Source organism: Pseudomonas sp. FP2335, from assembly GCF_030687535.1.
Lineage (GTDB): Bacteria > Pseudomonadota > Gammaproteobacteria > Pseudomonadales > Pseudomonadaceae > Aquipseudomonas.
The window spans coordinates 476,852-498,745 of sequence record NZ_CP117437.1; the positions used below are offsets into that span (position 1 = coordinate 476,852).

Genomic DNA, 21,894 nt, shown 5'->3' on the forward strand with positions numbered 1-21,894 from the left:
GTCGGGGCTTTTTGCTGTGTGGTGATTTGTTTGAGCCTTGCACAGATCTAAATGTGGGGCCAGCTCCCACAGAAGCCAGCTGCCACACTGGATCTGCATCAGAACAGATCGATCGGCGCCGCCTCGTCTGCAGGTAGCGGGCTGCCTGGCACCACACCATTGCCCAGTTCATTGACCGACGGCGGCGTGTCTTCGCTCTTGAACAGTTCGAAGTACGCATTCGGCGTGCTTGGCGAGGCGGCACGGCCACTGACCGGATCGATCCGCAGGCTGAGAATGCCTTCCGGCTCCGGCTGGGTATGCAACGGCTTGTCCTTCAAGGCAGCGCCCATGTAGCTCATCCAGATCGGCAGCGCGACGGTGCCGCCGAATTCGCGACGGCCGAGGCTTTCCGGCTGGTCGTAGCCGGTCCATACGGTGGTCACGTAGTCGCCGTTGTAGCCGGAGAACCAGGCGTCCTTGGAGTCGTTGGTGGTGCCGGTCTTGCCTGCGATGTCCGCACGGCCGAGGGCCAGGGCACGGCGGCCGGTGCCTTTCTTGATCACATCTTCAAGGATGCTGTTGAGGATGTAGGTGGTGCGACCATCCACAATCCGTTCGGCCACTGCCGGCGCCTGTGGCTCGGCAGGTACGGCGGCGTTGGCGGCCGGCGTGGCGCCTGGCGTCGGTTCGATGGTGATACCGCCGTTGCTCGGCGCGGCCAGGCCGTCCGTGGCGGCGATGCCGTTGACCACATCACCCGGCACCCGTGGTGGGTTGGCGGTGAACAGGGTGTCGCCATTGCGGCTTTCGATCTTGTCGATCAGGTACGGCGTGATCTTGTAGCCGCCGTTGGCAAAGGTGCTCCAGCCGGTGGCGATTTCCATTGGCGTGAGGGTCGCGGTGCCCAGGGCCAGGGACAGGTTCGGCGGCAGATCCGACTTGTTGAAGCCAAAGCGCGTCATGTAGTCGATGGTCTTGCCGACGCCCATCGCTTGCAGCAGGCGGATCGATACCAGGTTGCGCGACTTGTACAGCGCCTCGCGGATACGGATCGGGCCGAGGAAGGTGTTGGTGTCGTTCTTCGGACGCCAGACCTTGTCCAGGTACTCGTCGACAAACACGATCGGGGCATCGTTGACCAGGCTGGCGGCTGTGTAGCCGTTATCCAGCGCGGCGCTGTAAATGAACGGCTTGAAGCTCGAGCCCGGCTGGCGCTTGGCCTGGGTGGCGCGGTTGTAGTTGCTCTGCTCGAAGGCAAAGCCGCCGACCAGGGCGCGGATCGCACCGTTCTGCGGGTCCAGGGAGACCAGCGCGCCCTGGGCGACCGGCACCTGGCTGAATTTGAGGCTATCGTCCTTCTGGCGTTGCACGCGGATCAAATCGCCCACCTGCGCCACATCCGACGGCTGCTTGGGCATCGGGCCCATGCTGTTGGTGTTCAGGAACGGGCGGGCCCACTTCATGCTGTCCCACGACACATGGGCTTCGCCGGTGCGGGTCAGCACCTGCACGCCGTCTTTCTTCACCTGGGTCACGATGGCCGGCTCCAGGCCGCTGATCGCGCGCTGCCTGCCCAGTTCGGTGGTCCACGCGCTCAGGGTCTTGCCCGGCAGACGCGATTCGGGGCCGCGGTAGCCGTGGCGCTGGTCGTAGGTGATCAGGCCGGAATGCACGGCGTTGTTGGCGATTTCCTGGGTGTCGCTCGGAACGGTCGTGGTGACGCGGAAACCTTCGGTGTAGGCCTCGCTGCCATACCGGCCGACCATCTCGGCACGGGCCATTTCGGCGATATACGGTGCGTTCACTTCCGGCGTCGGCACGTGGTAACTGGCGTTCAACGGCTCGGCCACGGCGGTTTCGTAGGCGTGCTGGTCGATCTTGCCCAGCTTGTACATTCGCCCCAGGATCCAGTCGCGGCGCTCTTTGCTGCGCGCCGGGTTGGCCAGTGGGTTGAAGCGCGACGGCGCCTTGGGCAGGCCGGCGATCATCGCCATCTGCGCCAGGCTGGCATCACGAATCGACTTGCCGTAGTAGACCTGCGACGCCGCCTCGATGCCGTAGGCACGGTTGCCCAGGTAGATCTTGTTGACGTACAGCTCAAGGATCTCGTCCTTGGTCAGCTGGCGTTCAATCTGCAAGGCCAGCAGGATCTCTGTGGCCTTGCGCGAAAAACTGCGTTCGCTGGTGAGGAAGAAGTTCTTCGCCACCTGCATGGTGATGGTGCTGCCGCCGGATTGAATGTGTCCGCTTTTTACCAATTGCGTGGCTGCACGCACCAGGCTGCTTGGGTCGACGCCGTAGTGGTTGGCGAAATTGTCGTCTTCGGCCGACAGCAAGGCGCTGATGAAATTGGGCGGAATATCGGCAAAACGGATCGGGGTGCGGCGCATTTCACCGAACTCGGCGATCAGCTTTTCATCGCTGCTGTAGACCCGCAAAGGAATCTGCAACTGGATACTTCTGAGTGCCTCTACGGAGGGTAAACCCGGACTAAGGTAGAGGTAGGCCCCGCTGAGTACGAGCAGCAGCCCGCAGACGATCGCGACAATGGAGTACCCGAAAAACTTCAGCAGACGAATCAAGGCTTTTGGATTTCCAGAGAAAAGAATGGGTTAGGCGTCGGGGCATGCATGGCAAACGATGGATCGACCCGGGCTGCAGATAAAAGCGGGGAAAAACGCTGCGCATTAAAGCATTTTTCGGCTTGGGGCGTCATTCGCGCCTCTCAAACAAGCCGACCGAATGCACGGTGCGCGGCAGCAATCAGGCGGTATGACAGGGAAAGTTTTGGGGAGTTTTATGAAAAAGGGATTTTTCAGGCGAAAAGTCGCCAGCGTCCTGGGCGTCGATCTTAATGATCAGGAGATCAAGCTGGTCGAACTGGGCCGTTCAATTCGCGGTTACAGCGTGCAAGGCTATGTCATCCAGGCGTTGCCGGCCCATGTGGTGGTCGATGGCGCCGTGCTCGACCTTGCGGCTGCCGGGCAGGCGCTGCGCCAGGCGTTGTCGCGGCTGCACACATCGACCAGGTACGCGGCCGTTGCCGTGGCGGGGCCTTCGGTCATCACGCAGGTGATCGAAATGGAGGCTGGGCTCAGCGACGACGAGATGGGCTGGAAGATCCAGATGGAGGCGGATCAATACATTCCCTATCCACTGGATGACATGGCGCTCGACTTTTATGTGCAGGGCCCTTGTGCCCATGACCCCATGCGCGTCGAGGTGCTGCTGGCGGCGTGCCTCAGGGAACAGGTCGAGGCGCGCGCGGCGGTCCTGGCCCTGGCTGGGTTGATGCCGAGGGTGGTGGACATAGAACGGTTTGCATTGGCGCGCGCTTGCCTTCAGGATTTCCCCAGCTTCACGCCGAGCCATCAAGTCGATGGCGAACGATGGGCTATGGATGCCCAGGGAATGGGAGTTGCTTGCGGGTTGGCCCTGAGGAGTTTCGCTTGATGACACGAATCAACCTATTACCCTGGCGCCAGGCACTCGCGCAGCGGCGGCGCAAATTTTTCCTGATGTTGCTGCTGGCATTCGCTGGTGTGGCGCTCGCAGCGGTGTGGCTGGCCAATCAAGTGATCGACCAAGCCATCGACCGCCAGGTCACGCGCAATAGCCGCGTCGATAGCGACATTGCGGTCCTGGATGCGCGCATCAAGACCATCGACGACCTGCACGTGCAAGGCCGGCAATTGGCGCAGCGCATGAAGGTGGTCGAGGACTTGCACGACGCTCGCTCGTCCGGCGCCCAGCTGTTGGACCAGTTGGCGCGCGCGGTGCCTGATGGCGTGCACCTGCATGAGGTGGTGGCCAAGGGCGATGCGGTGAGTGTCCGTGGCAGTGCCGAGTCCAGCCAGGATATTGCCCAATTGATGCGCCGCCTGGAGGCCTCGCAAGGTGCCAGCGCCACCCGCTTGCAACATGTGCGAACGGAAGGCGTGCGTGGCGACAATGAATTCCAGTTGATGGTGCGCAAGGGAGCGCCAGGCGAGGTTCAGCCATGAGCCGGGTCAGGCTCGATGTCGGCTCGCTCTATCACAACGCTGCAACATGGCCTTTGGCAGGCAAGCTCTTGTCAGGCTGTGCGCTGGCAGGGTTGGTGCTGCTGGTGGGCGATAGGCTGTATCTCGACGCGTCACAGGACCGTTTGCGCCAGGCTGAACTGAACGGCGTGGCGCTTGAGCAGCAATTGGCGCAAAAAAGCGTGCTGGCTGCCGGCCTTGAACAGCGTACCCAGCAGTTGCAGGTGCTGCGCGAGCAGGTCGAGGCGCGTTGGCGGCAATTGCCCGGCGAGTCCGCAATGCCCGGTCTGCTTGACGACACGGCGCGGTTGGCGCTGGCCAATGGTCTGTTGGTAGAAAGCATCACGCCGTTGGATGAGCAGGCGCGTCCGTTCTATATCGAGCAGCCGGTGCAGATTGGCGTCAGCGGGACCTTTCACGACCTGGCAAGGTTCGTGAGTGCCCTGGGCGGCCTGTCGCGGATCACCACGGTGCATGACCTCGCCCTGCGGCCTGACGGCAAGCTGTTGCGCCTTGATCTGCTGGCCAGGACTTATTGGCGCGCGCAGCAAAGCGCTGGGGTGGGTGAGTACGTGGCGCAGGCCCCGTCCTTTGTCTACGACCCCCAGGGATTGCGCGATCCTTTCCAGCCCCTTGCGGTTCAAGTCACCCGCACCCGTGGTCGGCCGGCCCAAGCGCCGGACCTTGCTCGGCCACGGGGCATCCTCGAAGCGCTGGCGGTCGATCAATTCGAAATGGTCGGCACCCTGTCCCGTGGTATGCAGGCCTTTGTCTTGCTGCGTGCGGCTTCCGAAGTGCATCGGCTGGCGGTCGGCGACTACCTCGGGCCGCATCACGGTCGGATCACCGCCATCTACGCCGGGCATATCGAGCTGGTCGAGTTATTTCCCGATGAACAGGGCGACTGGTTGGAGCGCCCGCGAACCCTCGCGTTAAACGTCAACTCATAACGGAATAAAACCAATGAAAAGGACTTTCCTGTCCTTCGGTGTGGCGCTATGGATAGCGTTCACGGCACCGATGGCTGCTGCTGTGCCCAATCGCGTCGACCTGATCCACCTGCCGCCCCCGGTGGCGGGTGCTGGCGACAAGCTCAACCTCAACTTCCAGAATGTCGAGCTGCGCGCCGTGTTGCAGCAAATTGCCGATGTGGCGGGCCTCAACCTGGTGGCCGGCGACGACGTGCAAGGCTCGATTACCCTGCGGCTCAAGGATGTGCCCTGGGACCAGGCGCTGGACTTGGTGTTGCAAGCCAAAGGCCTGGATAAACGGATCAAGGCCGGTGCCTTGCTGGTTGCACCCGCCGAGGAGTTGGCCGCGCGTGAATTGCTGAGTTTGGAATCGCGCCGGCAGATGGCCGAATTGGCGCCGCTGCGCCGGGAACTGTTGCAGGTCAACTACGCCAAGGCCGCTGATCTGGCCAAACTGTTCCAGTCGATGAGCGGGTTTGAGGGTGTCACCGATGAGCGTGGCTCGGTGGCGGTGGATGAACGCACCAATAACATCATTGCCTACCAGACCGGCGAGCGCCTGGAGGAGCTGCGGCGGATTGTGGCGCAACTGGATATTCCGGTGCGCCAGGTGATGATCGAAGCGCGGATTGTCGAGGCCAACGTGGATTACGACAAAAGCCTCGGGGCGCGCTGGGGCGGACGGCTCAATCGTGGAAACTGGGCGGGCGGGGGCATCCGCAAGCCGTTGCCGGAAGGCGCGGAGCTGCCGGAAAGCCCGCCCAGCTCGCCGTTTGTCGATTTGGGGGCGATTACCGGCACCTCGGGGCTGGGCGTGGCCTACGTCACCGACAACCTGCTGCTGGACCTGGAACTGACCGCCATGGAGAAAACCGGTAACGGCGAAATCGTCTCACAGCCCAAGGTGGTTACATCCGATAAGGAAACCGCACGCATCCTCAAGGGCACCGAGATTCCGTACCAGGAATCGAGCTCCAGCGGCGCCACATCGGTGTCGTTCAAGGAGGCCTCGCTGTCCCTGGAGGTCACCCCGCAGATCACCCCGGATGACCGCGTGATCATGGAGGTCAAGGTCACCAAGGACGAGCCCGACTACCTGAATAAACTCAACGATGTGCCGCCGATCAAGAAGAACGAAGTCAACGCCAAGGTGCTGGTCCGGGATGGCGAGACCATTGTCATTGGCGGAGTTTTCTCCAATACCCAAAGCAAAGTGGTAGATAAAGTGCCATTTTTGGGCGATGTGCCGTATCTTGGCCGCCTTTTCCGGCGCGATGTGCTGGCGGAGAAAAAATCCGAGCTGCTGGTATTCCTGACTCCGCGTATTATGAATAACCAGGCGATTGCTGTGAGTCGTTGATTCTGTGCGAAATTTGATTCTTGTAGGACCGATGGGCGCTGGAAAAAGCACCATCGGCCGTTTGCTTGCCAAAGAGCTGCGCCTGCCATTCAAAGATTCCGACAAGGAAATTGAAGTGCGCACGGGTGCCAATATCCCATGGATCTTCGATAAGGAAGGCGAACTGGGCTTTCGGGACCGCGAGCAGGCGATGATCGCCGAGCTGTGCGGCCTCGACGGCGTGGTATTGGCCACCGGCGGTGGCGCAGTCATGCGCGAAGAGAACCGTCGGGCACTGCATGCCGGTGGTCGGGTGGTTTACCTGCATGCCTCGGTCGAGCAACAGGTTGGCCGCACCGCCCGCGATCGCAATCGCCCGCTGCTGCGCACGGCCAACCCGGAAAAAACCTTGCGGGACCTGCTGGCGCTGCGCGATCCGCTGTATCGGGAGATCGCCGATCTGGTGGTGGAAACCGATGAGCGGCCACCTCGGATGGTGGTCCTCGATATTCTTGAGCGCCTGCAACGGCTGCCACCCCGTTAAAGCCAGGCCCGAAATGCGCTATTCTCGGCGGCGCGCCATCACCCTCTGGGGTGTGGCGTAGAGCCATCAGGCAACGCCGAGTCTCGACGTTGCCGGTCGTCAATACATCTCTAACGCGGGGACACATGCAGACACTTAAGGTCGATCTAGGCGAGCGCAGCTACCCGATCCATATTGGCGAAGGTCTGCTGGACCAGCCCGAGTTGCTCGCACCGCATATTGCCGGGCGGCAAGTGGCGATCATCTCCAACGAAACGGTCGCGCCGCTGTATCTTGAGCGTCTGAGCCGCAGTCTTGCGGCGTATTCGGTGATCTCGGTGATCCTGCCCGACGGCGAAGCCCACAAGAACTGGGAAACCCTGCAACTGATCTTTGATGGCCTGCTCACCGCACGCCATGACCGCCGCACCACCGTGATCGCCCTGGGCGGCGGTGTGATCGGCGACATGGCCGGCTTTGCGGCGGCCTGCTACCAGCGTGGCGTGGACTTTATCCAGGTGCCGACCACCTTGCTGTCCCAGGTCGACTCGTCGGTGGGCGGCAAGACCGGTATCAACCATCCGCTGGGCAAGAATATGGTTGGCGCGTTCTACCAGCCTCAGGCAGTGCTGATCGACACCGCCACCCTCAATACCTTGCCGCCGCGCGAGTTGTCGGCGGGCCTGGCGGAAGTCATCAAGTACGGGCTGATCTGCGATGAGCCGTTCCTGGCCTGGCTGGAAGAGCACGTCGACGCCCTGCGCAACCTCGATCAGGTCGCCCTCACCGAAGCGATTTCCCGCTCCTGCGCCGCCAAGGCGCTGGTGGTGAATGCCGATGAACGGGAGTCCGGCGTACGGGCCACCCTGAACCTCGGCCACACTTTCGGCCATGCGATCGAAACGCACATGGGCTATGGTGTGTGGTTGCATGGGGAGGCCGTAGCGGCTGGCACAGTAATGGCATTGGACATGTCGCAGCGCCTGGGCTGGATCAGTGCCCAGGAGCGTGATCGTGGTATCCGCCTGTTCCAGCGCGCCGGTTTGCCGGTCATTCCGCCGGAGGAAATGACCGAGGCGGACTTCCTCGAACATATGGCGATAGACAAGAAAGTGATCGACGGTCGACTACGACTGGTGCTGTTGCGCCGCATGGGCGAAGCGGTGGTGACCGACGATTATCCAAAAGAGATTCTACAGGCCACGCTGGGAGCGGATTACCGCGCCCTGGCTCAGCTGAAAGGTTAACCAGATTCCGATGACTAGTTTGCATGCCGACGAGGCGTTCCTCGGCCATTACCAGTTAAGCCACGACCCTTTTGCTCCACGGGTGCCTGGCTTCAAATTCTTCCCGGCCCAGCGCAAGCCAGTGCTGGGGCAACTGCACCACCTGGCGCGCTACAGCCAGTTGCTGCTGGTGGTCACCGGCCCGTTGGGCAGCGGCAAGACCTTGCTGCGCCAGGCCCTGGTGGCCAGTACCAACAAGCAATCGGTGCAGAGCGTGGTCGTATCCGCTCGCGGGGCCGGTGATGCGGCGGGTGTGCTGCGCCAGGTGGCCCAGGCCCTGGACGTGTCCAGCGCCGAGCCGAATGCGATCCTCAAGCAAGTGGTGCAATTGGGCCTGACCGGCCAGGAAGTCTACTTGCTGGTGGATGACGCCGAGCAGCTTGACGAATCCGCGCTGGAAGCGCTGTTGGCGCTGGCAGCCGGCACGCCGGAAGGCCGTCCCCACGTGTTCCTGTTTGGTGAGTCGTCGTTGATCGCCGATCTGGAGCAGATCAGTGGCGATCAAGAGCTGTTCCACGTGATCGAATTGCAACCGTACGAAGAAGAGGAAACCCGCGAATACCTGGCTCAACGCCTGGAAGGCGCAGGGGCCGGTATCGAACTTTTCTCCGCCCAGCAGATCTCTGATATTCACGAAAGCTCCGACGGCTGGCCTGGCACCATCAACCAGGTCGCCCGCGATGCGATGATCGAAGCCATGATTGCCAGCCGCTCTGCGGTCAAGCGTCCAAAGATGGGGTTCACTATGCCTAAGAAGCACGTATTGGCGATTTCCGCCGTTGTCGTGGTTGCCGTCGCCGCCGCCTGGTTGATCCCGGGCCGCAACAAGGCCCCGACCACCGCTGGCGCGCCAACCGAACAGGCGCAGTTGCCACTGGGCAAGCCCACGCCAAATGTCGAATTCGCCAACTCCGGCCAGCCAACCAACCTGCCGATGGTCGGCCAGCCGGTGATGCGCGGCCCGCTCGCCGAAGAAGCCGGCGGCATCTCCGAAGGCGACGACGGCGTGCCGGTGGAAGGCTCCAGCGCCACACCGCCAACCGTGACCACCACCGCGCCACCTGCGGGCGTGCCGGCAGGCCAGCCAGCGGCAGTTGCCAAGCCGACGCCGACGCCGGCACCGACCGTCGCCACCGCCAAGCCGACGCCAGTGACCAAGCCGGTTGTCGCGGCGCCAGCGCCAGCCGCCAAGCCAACCCCGGCTCCGGCCGCCAAGCCGGCTGAAAAGCCTGTCACCGTCGCCAAGGCCGGTGCAGCGGGTAGCGGTTGGTACGGCAGCCAGCCTGCGAGCAACTTCGTGGTGCAGATCCTAGGCACCAGCTCCGAAGCCAACGCCCAGGCGTTCGTGAAAGAGCAGGGCGGCGAGTACCGTTACTTCAAGAAAGTACTCAACGGCAAGCCTCTCTACGTGATCACCTACGGCAACTTCTCCAGCCGTGCAGCCGCTGATTCTGCGATCAAATCCTTGCCAGCGAAGGTTCAGGCTGGTAAACCTTGGCCTCGCACTGTCGCCAGCGTTCAACAAGAACTGGCAGCAACTCGCTGAAGATCCGGCGGCCTTACCCAGGCCGCCCTCCCGGCACCTCAAAAAATATCCGCAAGTGCGTGCTGCCCTCACAGGCCGCGCGCTTTGTGGTGTCTGCGTCACAGTGGCTTTTGAGTCGTAGCGGTCAGAATTAAAAAAGTTTTGACTAGCACAGCATATCGCTTTAAACCTTTCATAAATGCGACATAGATTTGCGACATTTCGTCGCTAAATTTGTGAGCGTCTGTGTCGGTGTGTACAATGACCTCCCTTTTGCCCCCGCTAAGCCGGCGTACGTTCGGCGTGGAAGGTAACCGGTTGAATTGAAAAGAAATTTGCCTCGATATAAGAGGCAGCCTGGTGAGAAAGTGTCTATGAAAGCAGGTCTGTACCAACCCGATGAATTCAAGGATAACTGCGGTTTCGGCCTGATAGCCCATATGCAGGGCGAGCCCAGTCATACCCTTTTGCAAACGGCCATCGAGGCCCTGACCTGCATGACCCACCGCGGTGGGATCAACGCCGACGGCAAGACCGGTGACGGTTGCGGCTTGCTGATCCAAAAGCCCGACCTGTTCCTGCGCGCTGTCGCCAAAGAGCAATTTGCGGTCGACCTGCCCAAGCAGTACGCCGTGGGGATGGTGTTTTTCAACCAGGACCCGGTAAAAGCCGAAGCCGCTCGCGAGAACATGAACCGCGAGATCCTCGCGGCCGGCCTGCAACTGGTCGGCTGGCGCAAAGTGCCGATCGACACCAGCGTACTCGGCCGCCTGGCCAACGAGCGTCTGCCGCAGATCGAACAAGTGTTCATCGCAGGCGACGGCCTCAGCGACCAGGACATGGCGATCAAGCTGTTTACCTCCCGTCGTCGTTCGTCCGTGGCCAACGCCGCCGATGCCGACCACTACATCTGCAGCTTTTCCCACAAGACCATTATCTACAAAGGCCTGATGATGCCGGCGGACCTCACCGCCTTCTATCCAGACCTGAGCGATGAGCGCCTGCAAACCGCGATCTGCGTGTTCCACCAGCGCTTCTCCACCAACACCCTGCCGAAATGGCCGCTGGCCCAGCCATTCCGCTTCCTCGCCCACAACGGCGAGATCAACACCATCACCGGTAACCGCAACTGGGCCGTGGCCCGTCGCACCAAGTTCGCCAACGACCTGATGGACCTCGAAGAGCTCGGCCCGCTGGTCAACCGCGTGGGTTCCGACTCCTCCAGCATGGACAACATGCTCGAACTGATGGTCACCGGCGGCATCGACCTGTTCCGTGGCGTGCGCATGATCATTCCGCCAGCGTGGCAGAACGTCGAGACCATGGACCCGGACCTGCGTGCATTCTACGAGTACAACTCGATGCACATGGAACCGTGGGACGGCCCGGCCGGCGTGGTCATGACCGACGGTCGCTACGCGGTGTGCCTGCTCGATCGTAACGGTCTGCGCCCGGCGCGTTGGGTCACCACCACCAACGGTTTCATCACCCTTGCGTCGGAAATCGGCGTGTGGAACTACCAGCCCGAAGACGTCATCGCCAAAGGCCGCGTCGGCCCTGGCCAGATCCTGGCCGTGGACACTGAAACCGGGCAGATCCTCGACACCGATGCCATCGACAACCGCTTGAAGTCGCGTCACCCGTACAAGCAATGGCTGCGCAAGAACGCCCTGCGCATCCAGGCGACCATGGAAGACAACGACCACGGTTCGGCGTTCTACGATGTCGATCAGCTCAAGCAATACATGAAGATGTACCAGGTCACGTTCGAAGAGCGCGACCAGGTGCTGCGTCCGCTCGGCGAGCAAGGCTACGAGGCCGTCGGCTCCATGGGCGATGACACGCCGATGGCCGTGCTGTCCCAGCGCGTGCGTACGCCGTACGACTACTTCCGCCAGCAGTTCGCCCAGGTGACCAACCCACCGATCGACCCGCTGCGCGAAGCCATCGTGATGTCTTTGGAAGTGTGCCTCGGTGCCGAGCGCAACATCTTCCAGGAGTCGCCTGAGCACGCTTCCCGTGTGATCCTCAGCTCGCCTGTGATCTCGCCGGCCAAGTGGCGTTCGTTGATGACCCTGGACCGCCCTGGCTTCGACCGCCAGATCATCGACCTGAACTACGACGAGAGCCTCGGCCTTGAAGCCGCGGTGCGCAACGTCGCCGACCAGGCCGAAGAAGCCGTGCGCGCCGGTCGCACCCAGATCGTGCTGACCGACCGCCACATCGCCCCGGGCAAGCTGCCGATTCACGCCTCGCTCGCCACCGGCGCGGTGCACCACCGCCTGACCGAAAAAGGCCTGCGCTGCGACTCCAACATCCTTGTCGAAACGGCCACTGCCCGCGACCCGCATCACTTTGCGGTGTTGATCGGCTTCGGCGCCTCGGCGGTGTACCCGTTCCTCGCGTACGAAGTGCTGGGTGACCTGATCCGTACGGGTGAAGTGCTGGGCGACCTCTATGAGGTGTTCAAGAACTACCGTAAGGGCATCACCAAGGGCCTGTTGAAGATCCTGTCGAAGATGGGCATCTCCACCGTCACGTCCTATCGCGGTGCGCAACTGTTCGAAGCCATCGGCCTGTCCGAAGAAGTCTGCGAGTTGAGCTTCCGTGGCGTGCCAAGCCGCATCAAGGGCGCGCGTTTCGTCGACATCGAAGCCGAGCAGAAAGCCCTCGCGGCCGAAGCCTGGAGCGCGCGCAAGCCGATCCAGCAAGGCGGCCTGCTCAAGTTCGTGCACGGTGGCGAATACCACGCGTACAACCCGGACGTGGTCAACACCCTGCAAGCCGCCGTGCAGCAGGGCGACTACGCCAAGTTCAAGGAATACACGAGCCTGGTGGACAACCGCCCGGTGTCGATGATCCGCGACCTGTTCAAGGTGAAGACCCTGGACACGCCGATGGACATCAGCGAAGTCGAGCCGCTGGAATCGATCCTCAAGCGCTTTGACTCTGCCGGTATCTCCCTGGGCGCGCTGTCGCCCGAGGCCCACGAAGCCCTGGCCGAAGCCATGAACCGCCTGGGTGCGCGTTCCAACTCCGGCGAAGGCGGCGAGGACCCGGCGCGCTACGGCACCATCAAGAGCTCGAAGATCAAGCAAGTGGCGACTGGCCGTTTCGGCGTGACTCCGGAATACCTGGTCAACGCCGAAGTGCTGCAGATCAAGGTCGCCCAGGGCGCCAAGCCCGGCGAAGGCGGCCAGCTGCCAGGCGGCAAGGTCAACGGTCTGATCGCCAAGCTGCGTTACGCAGTGCCGGGCGTCACCCTGATCTCGCCACCGCCGCACCACGACATCTACTCGATCGAAGACTTGTCGCAGCTGATTTTCGACCTCAAGCAAGTCAACCCGCAGGCCCTGGTCTCGGTGAAACTGGTAGCAGAAGCCGGCGTGGGCACCATCGCCGCCGGTGTGGCCAAGGCCTATGCCGACCTGATCACCATCTCCGGTTATGACGGCGGCACCGGCGCATCGCCGCTGACCTCGATCAAGTACGCCGGTGCACCGTGGGAACTCGGCCTGGCCGAAACCCACCAGACCCTGCGCGGCAACGACCTGCGTGGCAAAGTCCGGGTGCAGACCGATGGTGGCCTGAAAACCGGCCTCGACGTGATCAAGGCCGCAATCCTCGGCGCCGAAAGCTTCGGCTTCGGCACCGCGCCAATGATCGCCCTGGGCTGCAAATACCTGCGCATCTGCCACCTGAACAACTGCGCCACCGGCGTCGCCACTCAGAACGAGAAGCTGCGCAAGGATCACTACATCGGCACCGTCGACATGGTGGTGAACTTCTTCACCTACGTCGCCGAAGAGACCCGTGAGTGGCTGGCCAAGCTGGGCGTGCGTTCCCTTGAAGAGCTGATCGGTCGTACCGATCTGTTGGAAATCCTTCAGGGCCAGACCGCCAAGCAACATCACCTGGACCTGACGCCGCTGCTCGGCAGCGATCACATCCCGGCCGACAAGCCACAGTTCTGCGGTGTCGAGCGCAACCCGCCATTCGACAAAGGCCTGCTGGCCGAGAAGATGGTGGAGATCGCCGGCTCGTCGATCCTGGAGGCCAGCGGTGGCGAATTCGCCCTGGACATCTGCAACTGCGACCGTTCGATCGGCGCGCGCATCTCCGGCGAAATCGCGCGCAAGCACGGCAACCAGGGCATGGCCAAGGCGCCGATCACTTTCCGCTTCAAGGGCACTGCGGGCCAGAGCTTTGGCGTGTGGAACGCCGGTGGCCTGCACATGTACCTCGAAGGCGACGCCAACGACTACGTGGGCAAGGGCATGACCGGCGGCAAGCTGGTGATCGTTCCGCCTAAAGGCAGCGTCTACAAGACTCAGGACAGTGCCATCATCGGCAACACCTGCTTGTACGGCGCCACCGGCGGCAAGCTGTTCGCCGCCGGCACCGCCGGTGAGCGTTTTGCCGTACGTAACTCCGGTGCCCACACCGTGGTGGAAGGCACCGGCGATCACTGCTGTGAGTACATGACCGGGGGCTTTGTCGCGGTACTGGGCAAGACCGGTTACAACTTCGGTTCGGGCATGACCGGCGGTTTCGCCTACGTGCTCGACCAGGACAACACCTTCGTCGACAAGGTCAACCACGAGTTGGTCGAGATCCAGCGGATCAGCGGCGAAGCCATGGAGTCCTACCGGAACCACTTGCAGCACGTGCTGGACGAGTACGTCGAGGAGACCGGCAGCGAATGGGGCCGCAACCTCGCCGAAAACCTCGATGATTACCTGCGTCGTTTCTGGCTGGTCAAGCCCAAGGCTGCCAACCTGAAATCGTTGCTTTCCAGCATCCGTGCCAACCCGCAGTGATATGCGCCTGAAGAGTTTGATGAGGTTTTAACATGGCTGAACGTCTGAATAACGACTTCCAGTTCATCGATGTCGGGCGCAAAGATCCGAAGAAGAAACTGTTGCGTCAACGCAAGAAAGAGTTCGTGGAAATCTACGAACCCTTCAAACCCCAGCACTCGGCCGACCAGGCCCACCGCTGCCTGGGTTGCGGTAACCCGTATTGCGAATGGAAGTGCCCGGTGCACAACTTCATTCCCAACTGGCTGAAGTTGGTGGCCGAGGGCAACATCCTCGCCGCCGCCGAGCTGTCGCACCAGACCAATACCCTGCCGGAAGTCTGCGGCCGGGTGTGCCCGCAGGACCGTCTGTGCGAGGGTGCGTGCACCCTCAACGACGGCTTCGGCGCGGTGACCATTGGTTCGGTGGAGAAGTACATCACCGACACCGCGTTCGCCATGGGCTGGCGTCCGGACATGTCCAAGGTCAAGCCGACCGGCAAGCGCGTCGCCATTATCGGCGCCGGTCCTGCCGGCCTCGGTTGTGCCGACGTGCTGGTGCGTGGCGGCGTGACCCCGGTGGTGTTCGACAAGAACCCGGAAATCGGTGGCCTGCTGACCTTCGGTATCCCCGAGTTCAAGCTGGAAAAAACCGTCCTGAGCCACCGTCGCGAAGTGTTCACCGGCATGGGTATCGAGTTCCGTCTCAATACCGAAATCGGCAAAGACGTGACCATGGAGCAACTGCTCGAAGAATACGATGCCGTGTTCATGGGCATGGGCACCTACACCTACATGAAGGGCGGGTTTGCCGGTGAGGACCTGCCGGGCGTGTATGACGCGCTGGACTTCCTCATCGCCAACGTCAATCGCAACCTGGGCTTTGAAAAGTCGCCGGAAGACTTCGTCGACATGAAAGGCAAGAAGGTCGTGGTACTCGGCGGTGGTGACACCGCGATGGACTGCAACCGCACCTCGATCCGCCAGGGCGCCAAGTCGGTGACCTGTGCCTACCGTCGTGACGAAGCCAACATGCCCGGCTCGCGCAAAGAGGTGAAGAACGCCAAGGAAGAAGGCGTGAAATTCCTCTACAACCGCCAGCCGATTGCGATTGTCGGTGAAGATCGCGTCGAAGGCGTGAAGGTGGTCGAGACCCGTCTCGGCGAACCGGACGCCCGTGGCCGTCGCAGCCCCGAGCCGATCCCGGGTTCCGAAGAGATCATCCCTGCCGACGCCGTGGTCATCGCCTTCGGTTTCCGTCCAAGCCCGGCGCCGTGGTTCGAACAGTTCCAGATCCAGACCGACAGCCAAGGCCGCGTCGTGGCCCCGGAACAAGGCCAGTACAAGCACCAGACCAGTAACCCGAAGATCTTCGCCGGTGGCGACATGGTGCGCGGTTCTGACCTGGTGGTAACCGCGATCTTCGAAGGCCGCAATGCTGCCGAAGGTATCCTGGATTACCTGCAAGTCTGACCCCCGATCCCGAGCTGAAACGGGATCAAACTGTGGGAGCGGGCTTGCTCGCGAATGCGGAGTATCAGTCACCAAATGTGTCGACTGACCCACCGCTTTCGCGAGCAAGCCCGCTCCCACATTTGGTTTCAGCGTGTTCAAGACATTGCTTCAAATCAACCCGATAGACAAAAGGCACGGCTCACTCCGTGCCTTTTGCGTCCGGCTCTGAGAAAATGCCCGCACTTTTTTTGCGGATGCCGACATGACTGCCCTGAAGAACGACCGTTTCCTTCGTGCCCTGCTCAAGCAACCCGTGGACGTCACCCCTGTGTGGATGATGCGCCAGGCCGGTCGCTACCTGCCGGAATACCGCGCCAGTCGCGCCAATGCCGGTGACTTCATGAGCCTGTGCATGAACCCGGAGTTCGCCTGCGAAGTCACGATGCAGCCGTTGGACCGCTACCCGCAACTGGACGCGGCGATCCTGTTCTCCGACATCCTCACCATTCCTGATGCCATGGGCCAGGGCCTGTACTTCGAAACCGGCGAAGGCCCGCGTTTCAAGAAGGTCGTCAGCACCCTGGCCGACATCGAAGCCCTGCCGATCCCTGATCCGCACAAAGACCTTGGCTACGTGATGGACGCCGTCAGCACCATCCGCCGCGAGCTCAACGGCCGCGTGCCGCTGATCGGCTTCTCCGGCAGCCCCTGGACCCTGGCCACCTATATGGTCGAAGGCGGTTCGTCGAAAGACTTCCGCAAGACCAAGGCCATGCTCTACGACAACCCGCAAGCCATGCACCTGCTGCTGGACAAGCTGGCACAGTCGGTCACCTCCTACCTCAACGGCCAGATCATGGCCGGCGCGCAAGCGGTGCAGATCTTCGATACGTGGGGCGGTAACCTGTCGGCGGCGGCGTACCAGGAGTTCTCCCTGGCCTATATGCGCAAGATCGTCAGCGGCCTGATCCGCGAACACGAAGGCCGCAAAGTGCCGGTGATCATGTTCACCAAGGGCGGCGGCCTGTGGCTGGAAAGCATCGCCGACGCCGGTGCCGACGCCCTCGGCCTGGACTGGACCTGCGACCTCGGTGAAGCCCGCCAGCGCGTCGGAAACCGTGTCGCGCTGCAAGGCAACATGGACCCGACCGTGCTCTACGCCAAGCCGGAAGCGATCCGTGCCGAAGTCGGCCGCATCCTGGCCAGCTACGGCAAGGGCAGCGGGCACGTGTTCAACCTCGGCCATGGCATCACGCCGGAAGTGAACCCGGAGCATGCGGGTGCGTTCTTGCGGGCGGTGCATGAACTGTCTGCGCAATACCACCAGTAAACACCCCCGCCTGACACGAGCCCTCCTTTGCCTGCAAAGGGGGGCTCGTTGCGTTTCAGCCGCCGTTCAGCACTGTCTGGGTAATCTCGGTTCTTTAGGATTTCTCCTACAGTCTAGGTAGTTCGCCTCGGTAAAAATCCTACCCGACTCTTCCACTCGCCATTGATTGGCGTTGCTTGTCAGGTGATTTCGAGATGAAGACTTCCCCCTATTCAACGATCCAGAAGCTCCTGCACTGGATATCGGCCGTCATTATTCTGTGGGCGCTGCTGTCAGGCTTTGTTGTGGCGATGTTTACCGTGCCCGCCCCGGTCAAGGCGTGGGTCGGCTTTTTCAACGTGTCGTTGACCAGCCTGTACATCCCGGTCTTTGTCATGCGGCTGTATTGCTCGTTTGGCCACGGCCTGGATTTTTCCATCAAGCGTACGCCGCAGGAGTACCTGGCGCTGCTGGTGCACAAGGCCATGTACCTGATGCTGGCGGTGGTACTGGCCACGGGCGTGCTGATGATGGACCGGCCGATCAACGTATTTAACCTGTTCACCATCGCCCCGTTCGAAAGTGACCCGGCGGCCATTGTCTGGTACACCCGCGTGCATGTGCTGTCGTGTGTGGGGTTGTTGCTGATGCTGGTCGCACATATTGGTGCGGTGGTGCTGCATGAAACGCGTGGTAAGCGGGTGATGGCGCGGATGTCGTTTGATAAGACAGCCGCTGCCGTACGTAGGGATCAGGATGTCAGAATCTGTTCAGCGAATCGTGCAACGACGTGATCGAAGGCTTGCTGATCAGCGAGTGCTGTTTCGCGCAGCGCCTTAGTCAGGGTTTTGAAGTCCTCATCGGTGGCCTGCGCTACAAAATCCGGGGCAAAAACACGCTTAATGGCACTCTGGCGTCGGTTGTTCAGGTAGGCGATGTTCAAAGCCAGGACTTCGATCATTTTTGCTGCTGGCGAATCATCGGTGTTGGTTGCTTGTATTTCTCCGGTCAATAAGTAGCGAAAGCGCTCCTCGCAGCCTTCCTCCACCGGTGATATGTGCTCGGCTTCGTCAAACCAGTCGCCTTTGACATGTCCGCAATGCAGTGGGGAGCCACGTTTGGTTTCCCTGATGCAGGATGCGTGAAGATTCTGGTACTCCAGCCCCAGCTCTGCGAAGTGCTCTTGCGGTCGGAAGTGCTCGATATGCCTGGATGCGGCATCAGAACTGCCAGAGGCACAGGTGTTACGTGCTTTTTGCGTCTTGCAACGGCGGCAACTTCGCCAACTTCAACGCCACCAGCAACGCCCCCACCAACAACGCCACGATAAACCCGCCAATTCCATTCCACTCGGCGTAATGCCAGAAGAACCCGCCCGCCGTCCCCGCCACGCTCGACCCCGCGTAATAGCAGAACAGGTACAGCGATGACGCCTGCCCCTTGGCCTTCACCGCGCGGCGGCCGATCCAGCTGCTGGCCACCGAGTGGGCGCCGAAGAAGCCGAAGGTGAAGATCAGCATGCCCGGTACGATCAGCCACAACGGGGAGAACAGGGTCAGGAGCATGCCGCTGAGCATCAGCACGATGGTGGCCCACAGCACGCGGCGGCGGCCGAGGCGGTCGGCCAGGGAGCCGATTTTCGCCGAACTGTAGATGCCCGACAGGTACACCAGCGACAGCAGGCCGACCACGGCCTGGCTCAAGTCGTAGGGATCGGCCAACAGGCGATAGCCGATGTAGTTGAACATCGTCACGAATGCGCCCATCAGCAGAAACGCTTCAAGAAACAGCCACGGCAGGCCCGCGTCCTTGAAGTGCATGACGAACCCATCCAGCAGGCTGCGCGGCCTGAGGCTGCTGGCGCGGAAGTTGCGCGATTCGGGAAGGATCTTCCAGAACACCGTGGCGGCGATCAGCGCCAGGGCGCCGATGATCAGCATCGCGGTGTGCCAGCTGACGAAATCGATCAGCACGCCGATGATCAGGCGCCCGCTCATGCCGCCAATCGCGTTGCCACCGATGTACAAGCCCATGGCCAAGCCGATGTGCTGCGGGTGGATCTCTTCGCTCAGGTAGGTCATCGCCACGGCGGCCAGGCCGCTCAGGGACAAACCCACCAACGCGCGCATCAAGAGGATCCCTTCCCACGTCGGCATCAGGCCGCTGGCAATCGTCGCCGTTGCTGCACAGAACAGCGCGGCGACCATCACCGGCTTGCGCCCCAGGGTGTCGGAGATCGGTCCGGTGATCAGCAAACCCAGGGCCAGCATCGCGGTGGACACCGACAGGATCAGGCTGCTCTGCGCTGCATTGATCGAGAACTCATGGGACAGCGCCGGCATCATCGGCTGCACGCAATACAGCAGGGCAAACGTGGCAAAACCACCGCAGAACAGCGCCAGTACCGTGCGCATGAACATCGGCGTGCCTTTTTCGATGTACGCGTCATTGAGCTGGGCCACCACCTCATCCAGGGCAGTGGGTGGCACTTCTTGAGCGAGTGGAGCGACAGCAGAATTCACGGGGACCTCGGGGAGGGGAAGCGTGCCAGGACCGGCCATGCAAAAAGAATATAGCTGGCTAATGATTCTTTCCAATATATTGTTCGACCTGTTTGAGAGCTTTTACGACCTAATGAGGCTGGCATGGAATTACGACATCTGCGGTACTTCATCGCTGTCGCCGAAGAACTGCATTTCGGCCGCGCCGCGCAGGTGCTGGGCATCTCGCAACCGCCGCTGAGCCAGCAGATCCAGGCACTGGAGCAGGAGGTAGGCGCGCGGTTGTTCGAGCGTACCAATCGTCGGGTCGAGCTGAGCGAGGCCGGCCGCTTGTTCCTGCATGAGGCGCGATTGGTGTTGGCCCAGGTCGACAAGGCCGCTGATGTGGCCAGGCGTGCGCAATTGGGTGAACTGGGTGAATTGAAGATCGGCTTCACCTCGTCGGCGCCGTTCAACGCGAGCATTCCCCAGGCGATTTTTGCCTTCCGCCAGGCGTTCCCGGCGGTGCATCTGAACCTGCAGGAAATGAGCAGTACCGAAGTGGCCGAGTCACTGGTGGACGAGTCGATCCAGGTCGGCTTGATGCGCCCGCTGCCGTTGCCGGACTCCCTGAGTGTGATCGAGTTGATGCGCGAACCGCTGGTGGCCGTACTGAGCGCCGGTCACCCGTTGGCGCAAGGCAGCGAGCGCGGCCTGCACCTGGCGCAGTTGGCCGAGGAACCCTTCGTGTTTTTCCCGCGCAGCTACGGCAGCGGTCTCTATGCGCAGTTGCTGAACCTGTGCCGTGACGCCGGCTTCAGCCCGCACTTTGCCCAGGAGGCAGGGGAGGCGATGACCATCATCGGCCTGGTGGCGGCAGGATTGGGGGTGTCGGTGCTGCCAGCGTCTTACCAGCGCATCCGGATTGATGGCGTGGTCTATCGCACGTTGCTGGATGAGGAGGCGGTGACATCGGTGTGGCTGGTGCAGCGCAAGGGCGTGCAAACGCCGATGGCGCAAGCGTTTGTGGAGTTGTTGACGCGCAAGGCGTCGGTGTAGGCGCGGTCACATATCAGGTAACGCAAGCGACTTAGTTATTCGCGAGAAAGTTGCGCAGAATCGCTTTTTCTCAAGTGAGTGATATGGATGACACTTCTCTACCAGCCCAAGGAGGGCAGCGTGTTGATTTGTGATTTTCGCGGCTATGAAGTCCCGGAAATCATCAAGATTCGGCCCGTTATTGTGATACGCAGGCACCGAACCAATAAGCTGCTGGTAACGGTAGTGCCGCTGAGTACTACCGCTCCACAGACGGTATTGGAGCACCACTTACAACTCGACAGTCATCTTCACGGCGCCAATCCGATCTGTTGGGCAAAATGCGACATTGTGGCGACCGTGAGTTTGGGCCGGCTGGACCGAATAAAAAGCAAAGATCGTCATGGCAAACGAACTTACAAAATCGCTGAGCTCACCAGTGAGCAGTTTCACGCGATAAAAGCGGCGGTGCGCAGTGCACTTGGGTTGCGATGAGCTTGGCGCTGGGCGAGCGGCTTTTTGCCACTGATTGCAGGCGAGCTGCTTTCAGGCATACTGCTCTCGTTCCCGAAAGGGGCTTGTGAGACTCTGAGGATCCTGGGCAACCAGCCATCGCAGAGCCAGGCAGGACGAGGCGATGACAAGCCAACCTGTTTGTGAAGAGGGCGCCGAAAGGCGCCCTTTGTCGTTTCTGGATGTGGCGCGGGAGCGGTCTCAGTGTTATTTGGTCGTGCCCGTCTGTTCAAACAACTGCGCCGCCGAGCCCGACTCGCTCACGCCGTTGCTGCGCAGCCCGGCCATGATGTCGCTGTCCAGGTTGTTCACCCAACGGTTGTAGTTGCGATGGATCTTGCCGTCCTTGTAGCCCAGGGAGCGGCTGTCGCGGTAGGTGATGGCGTAGCTGTTGCGGGTGTAGCGGATGTCGATGGCCGCGTAGTACTGGTTGCGGACGGTGATCTCGGCCTGCACCAGTTGCGGGCTCAGGCGTTGTACCGTCCAGTCGCGTTTTTGCAGGGCGCTGAGGATGACCTGCTTGATTTTTTCTTCGCCGACCTGGGCGTTGGCCGGCAGTTCGTGCTGGGTGTTGAGCACCGGCTTGCTGGTGCAACCGGCGGTGGTCAACAGGGCGAGAGTGATCAGGGTGGCGCGTAGCAAGGAAGACATTC

General features: G+C 61.5%; 15 protein-coding genes and 2 pseudogenes. 13 read left to right on the forward strand and 4 right to left on the reverse strand.

Features of this window, described 5'->3' with window-relative positions:
* Positions 1-98 precede the first annotated feature (98 nt).
* Complete coding sequence (locus PSH81_RS02035) at positions 99-2,561, reverse strand: penicillin-binding protein 1A (RefSeq protein WP_370694903.1); 2,463 nt, start codon at positions 2,559-2,561, stop codon at positions 99-101.
* Positions 2,562-2,781: 220 nt separating this feature from the next.
* Here PSH81_RS02035 and pilM point away from each other — a divergent pair, with 220 nt between their 5' ends.
* From pilM to PSH81_RS02090, 11 genes and pseudogenes are all read left to right on the forward strand, one after another.
* A complete protein-coding gene (gene pilM, locus PSH81_RS02040) occupies positions 2,782-3,435 on the forward strand; it encodes a type IV pilus biogenesis protein PilM (RefSeq protein ID WP_226455538.1) in 654 nt (217 codons plus the stop codon).
* Entirely contained in the window at positions 3,435-3,986 is a 552-nt protein-coding gene (locus PSH81_RS02045) for a PilN domain-containing protein (RefSeq protein ID WP_192298343.1), read from the forward strand. The genes pilM and PSH81_RS02045 overlap by 1 nt, the downstream gene beginning before the upstream one ends.
* Positions 3,983-4,954: a pilus assembly protein PilP gene (locus PSH81_RS02050; RefSeq protein ID WP_226455539.1), complete on the forward strand. Its 972-nt coding sequence runs from the start codon at positions 3,983-3,985 to the stop codon at positions 4,952-4,954. Before PSH81_RS02045 ends, PSH81_RS02050 begins: the two co-directional genes overlap by 4 nt.
* 124 nt (positions 4,955-5,078) lie before the next feature.
* A pseudogene (locus PSH81_RS02055) lies at positions 5,079-6,335 on the forward strand (type IV pilus secretin PilQ); the annotation flags it as partial.
* A 4-nt stretch (positions 6,336-6,339) separates the two neighbouring features.
* Positions 6,340-6,858, forward strand: a complete 519-nt coding sequence (gene aroK / locus PSH81_RS02060; protein WP_192298341.1) for a shikimate kinase AroK — start codon at positions 6,340-6,342, stop codon at positions 6,856-6,858.
* 125 nt (positions 6,859-6,983) lie between these two features.
* Positions 6,984-8,084 carry a 3-dehydroquinate synthase gene (gene aroB, locus PSH81_RS02065; RefSeq protein ID WP_192298340.1) on the forward strand — a complete coding sequence of 367 codons (1,101 nt, stop codon included), beginning with the start codon at positions 6,984-6,986 and terminating at the stop codon, positions 8,082-8,084.
* Between the two features lie 10 nt (positions 8,085-8,094).
* Positions 8,095-9,669: an SPOR domain-containing protein gene (locus PSH81_RS02070; RefSeq protein WP_192298339.1), complete on the forward strand. Its 1,575-nt coding sequence runs from the start codon at positions 8,095-8,097 to the stop codon at positions 9,667-9,669.
* Between the two features lie 353 nt (positions 9,670-10,022).
* The gene (gene gltB / locus PSH81_RS02075) at positions 10,023-14,468 is read left to right on the forward strand and encodes a glutamate synthase large subunit (protein WP_305391917.1); all 4,446 of its coding nucleotides are present in this window, start codon (positions 10,023-10,025) and stop codon (positions 14,466-14,468) included.
* Between the two features lie 32 nt (positions 14,469-14,500).
* On the forward strand, positions 14,501-15,919 hold the full coding sequence (locus PSH81_RS02080) for an FAD-dependent oxidoreductase (RefSeq protein WP_088423072.1): 1,419 nt from the start codon (positions 14,501-14,503) through the stop codon (positions 15,917-15,919).
* A gap of 244 nt (positions 15,920-16,163) precedes the next feature.
* A complete protein-coding gene (gene hemE, locus PSH81_RS02085; protein ID WP_192298336.1) occupies positions 16,164-17,231 on the forward strand; it encodes a uroporphyrinogen decarboxylase in 1,068 nt (355 codons plus the stop codon).
* A 194-nt stretch (positions 17,232-17,425) separates the two neighbouring features.
* Positions 17,426-18,004, forward strand: a complete 579-nt coding sequence (locus PSH81_RS02090; RefSeq protein ID WP_305391918.1) for a cytochrome b/b6 domain-containing protein — start codon at positions 17,426-17,428, stop codon at positions 18,002-18,004.
* Here PSH81_RS02090 and PSH81_RS27420 read toward each other — a convergent pair.
* Positions 17,962-18,423 (reverse strand): annotated as a pseudogene (locus PSH81_RS27420) (retron system putative HNH endonuclease); the annotation flags it as partial. The gene PSH81_RS02090 and the pseudogene PSH81_RS27420 sit on opposite strands and share 43 nt — an antisense overlap.
* A 31-nt stretch (positions 18,424-18,454) precedes the next feature.
* Entirely contained in the window at positions 18,455-19,699 is a 1,245-nt protein-coding gene (locus tag PSH81_RS02105; protein WP_370694904.1) for an MFS transporter, read from the reverse strand.
* Positions 19,700-19,855: 156 nt separating this feature from the next.
* Between PSH81_RS02105 and PSH81_RS02110 the strand changes: the two genes are divergently transcribed.
* Both PSH81_RS02110 and PSH81_RS02115 read left to right on the forward strand, forming a co-directional pair.
* On the forward strand, positions 19,856-20,749 hold the full coding sequence (locus tag PSH81_RS02110; RefSeq protein WP_305391921.1) for a LysR family transcriptional regulator: 894 nt from the start codon (positions 19,856-19,858) through the stop codon (positions 20,747-20,749).
* Positions 20,750-20,836: 87 nt separating this feature from the next.
* Entirely contained in the window at positions 20,837-21,223 is a 387-nt protein-coding gene (locus PSH81_RS02115) for a type II toxin-antitoxin system PemK/MazF family toxin (RefSeq protein ID WP_192298332.1), read from the forward strand.
* A gap of 225 nt (positions 21,224-21,448) precedes the next feature.
* On the opposite strand, the gene PSH81_RS02120 is transcribed toward PSH81_RS02115, so the two are convergent.
* Complete coding sequence (locus PSH81_RS02120) at positions 21,449-21,892, reverse strand: hypothetical protein (RefSeq protein WP_305391922.1); 444 nt, start codon at positions 21,890-21,892, stop codon at positions 21,449-21,451.
* Positions 21,893-21,894: the final 2 nt, after the last annotated feature.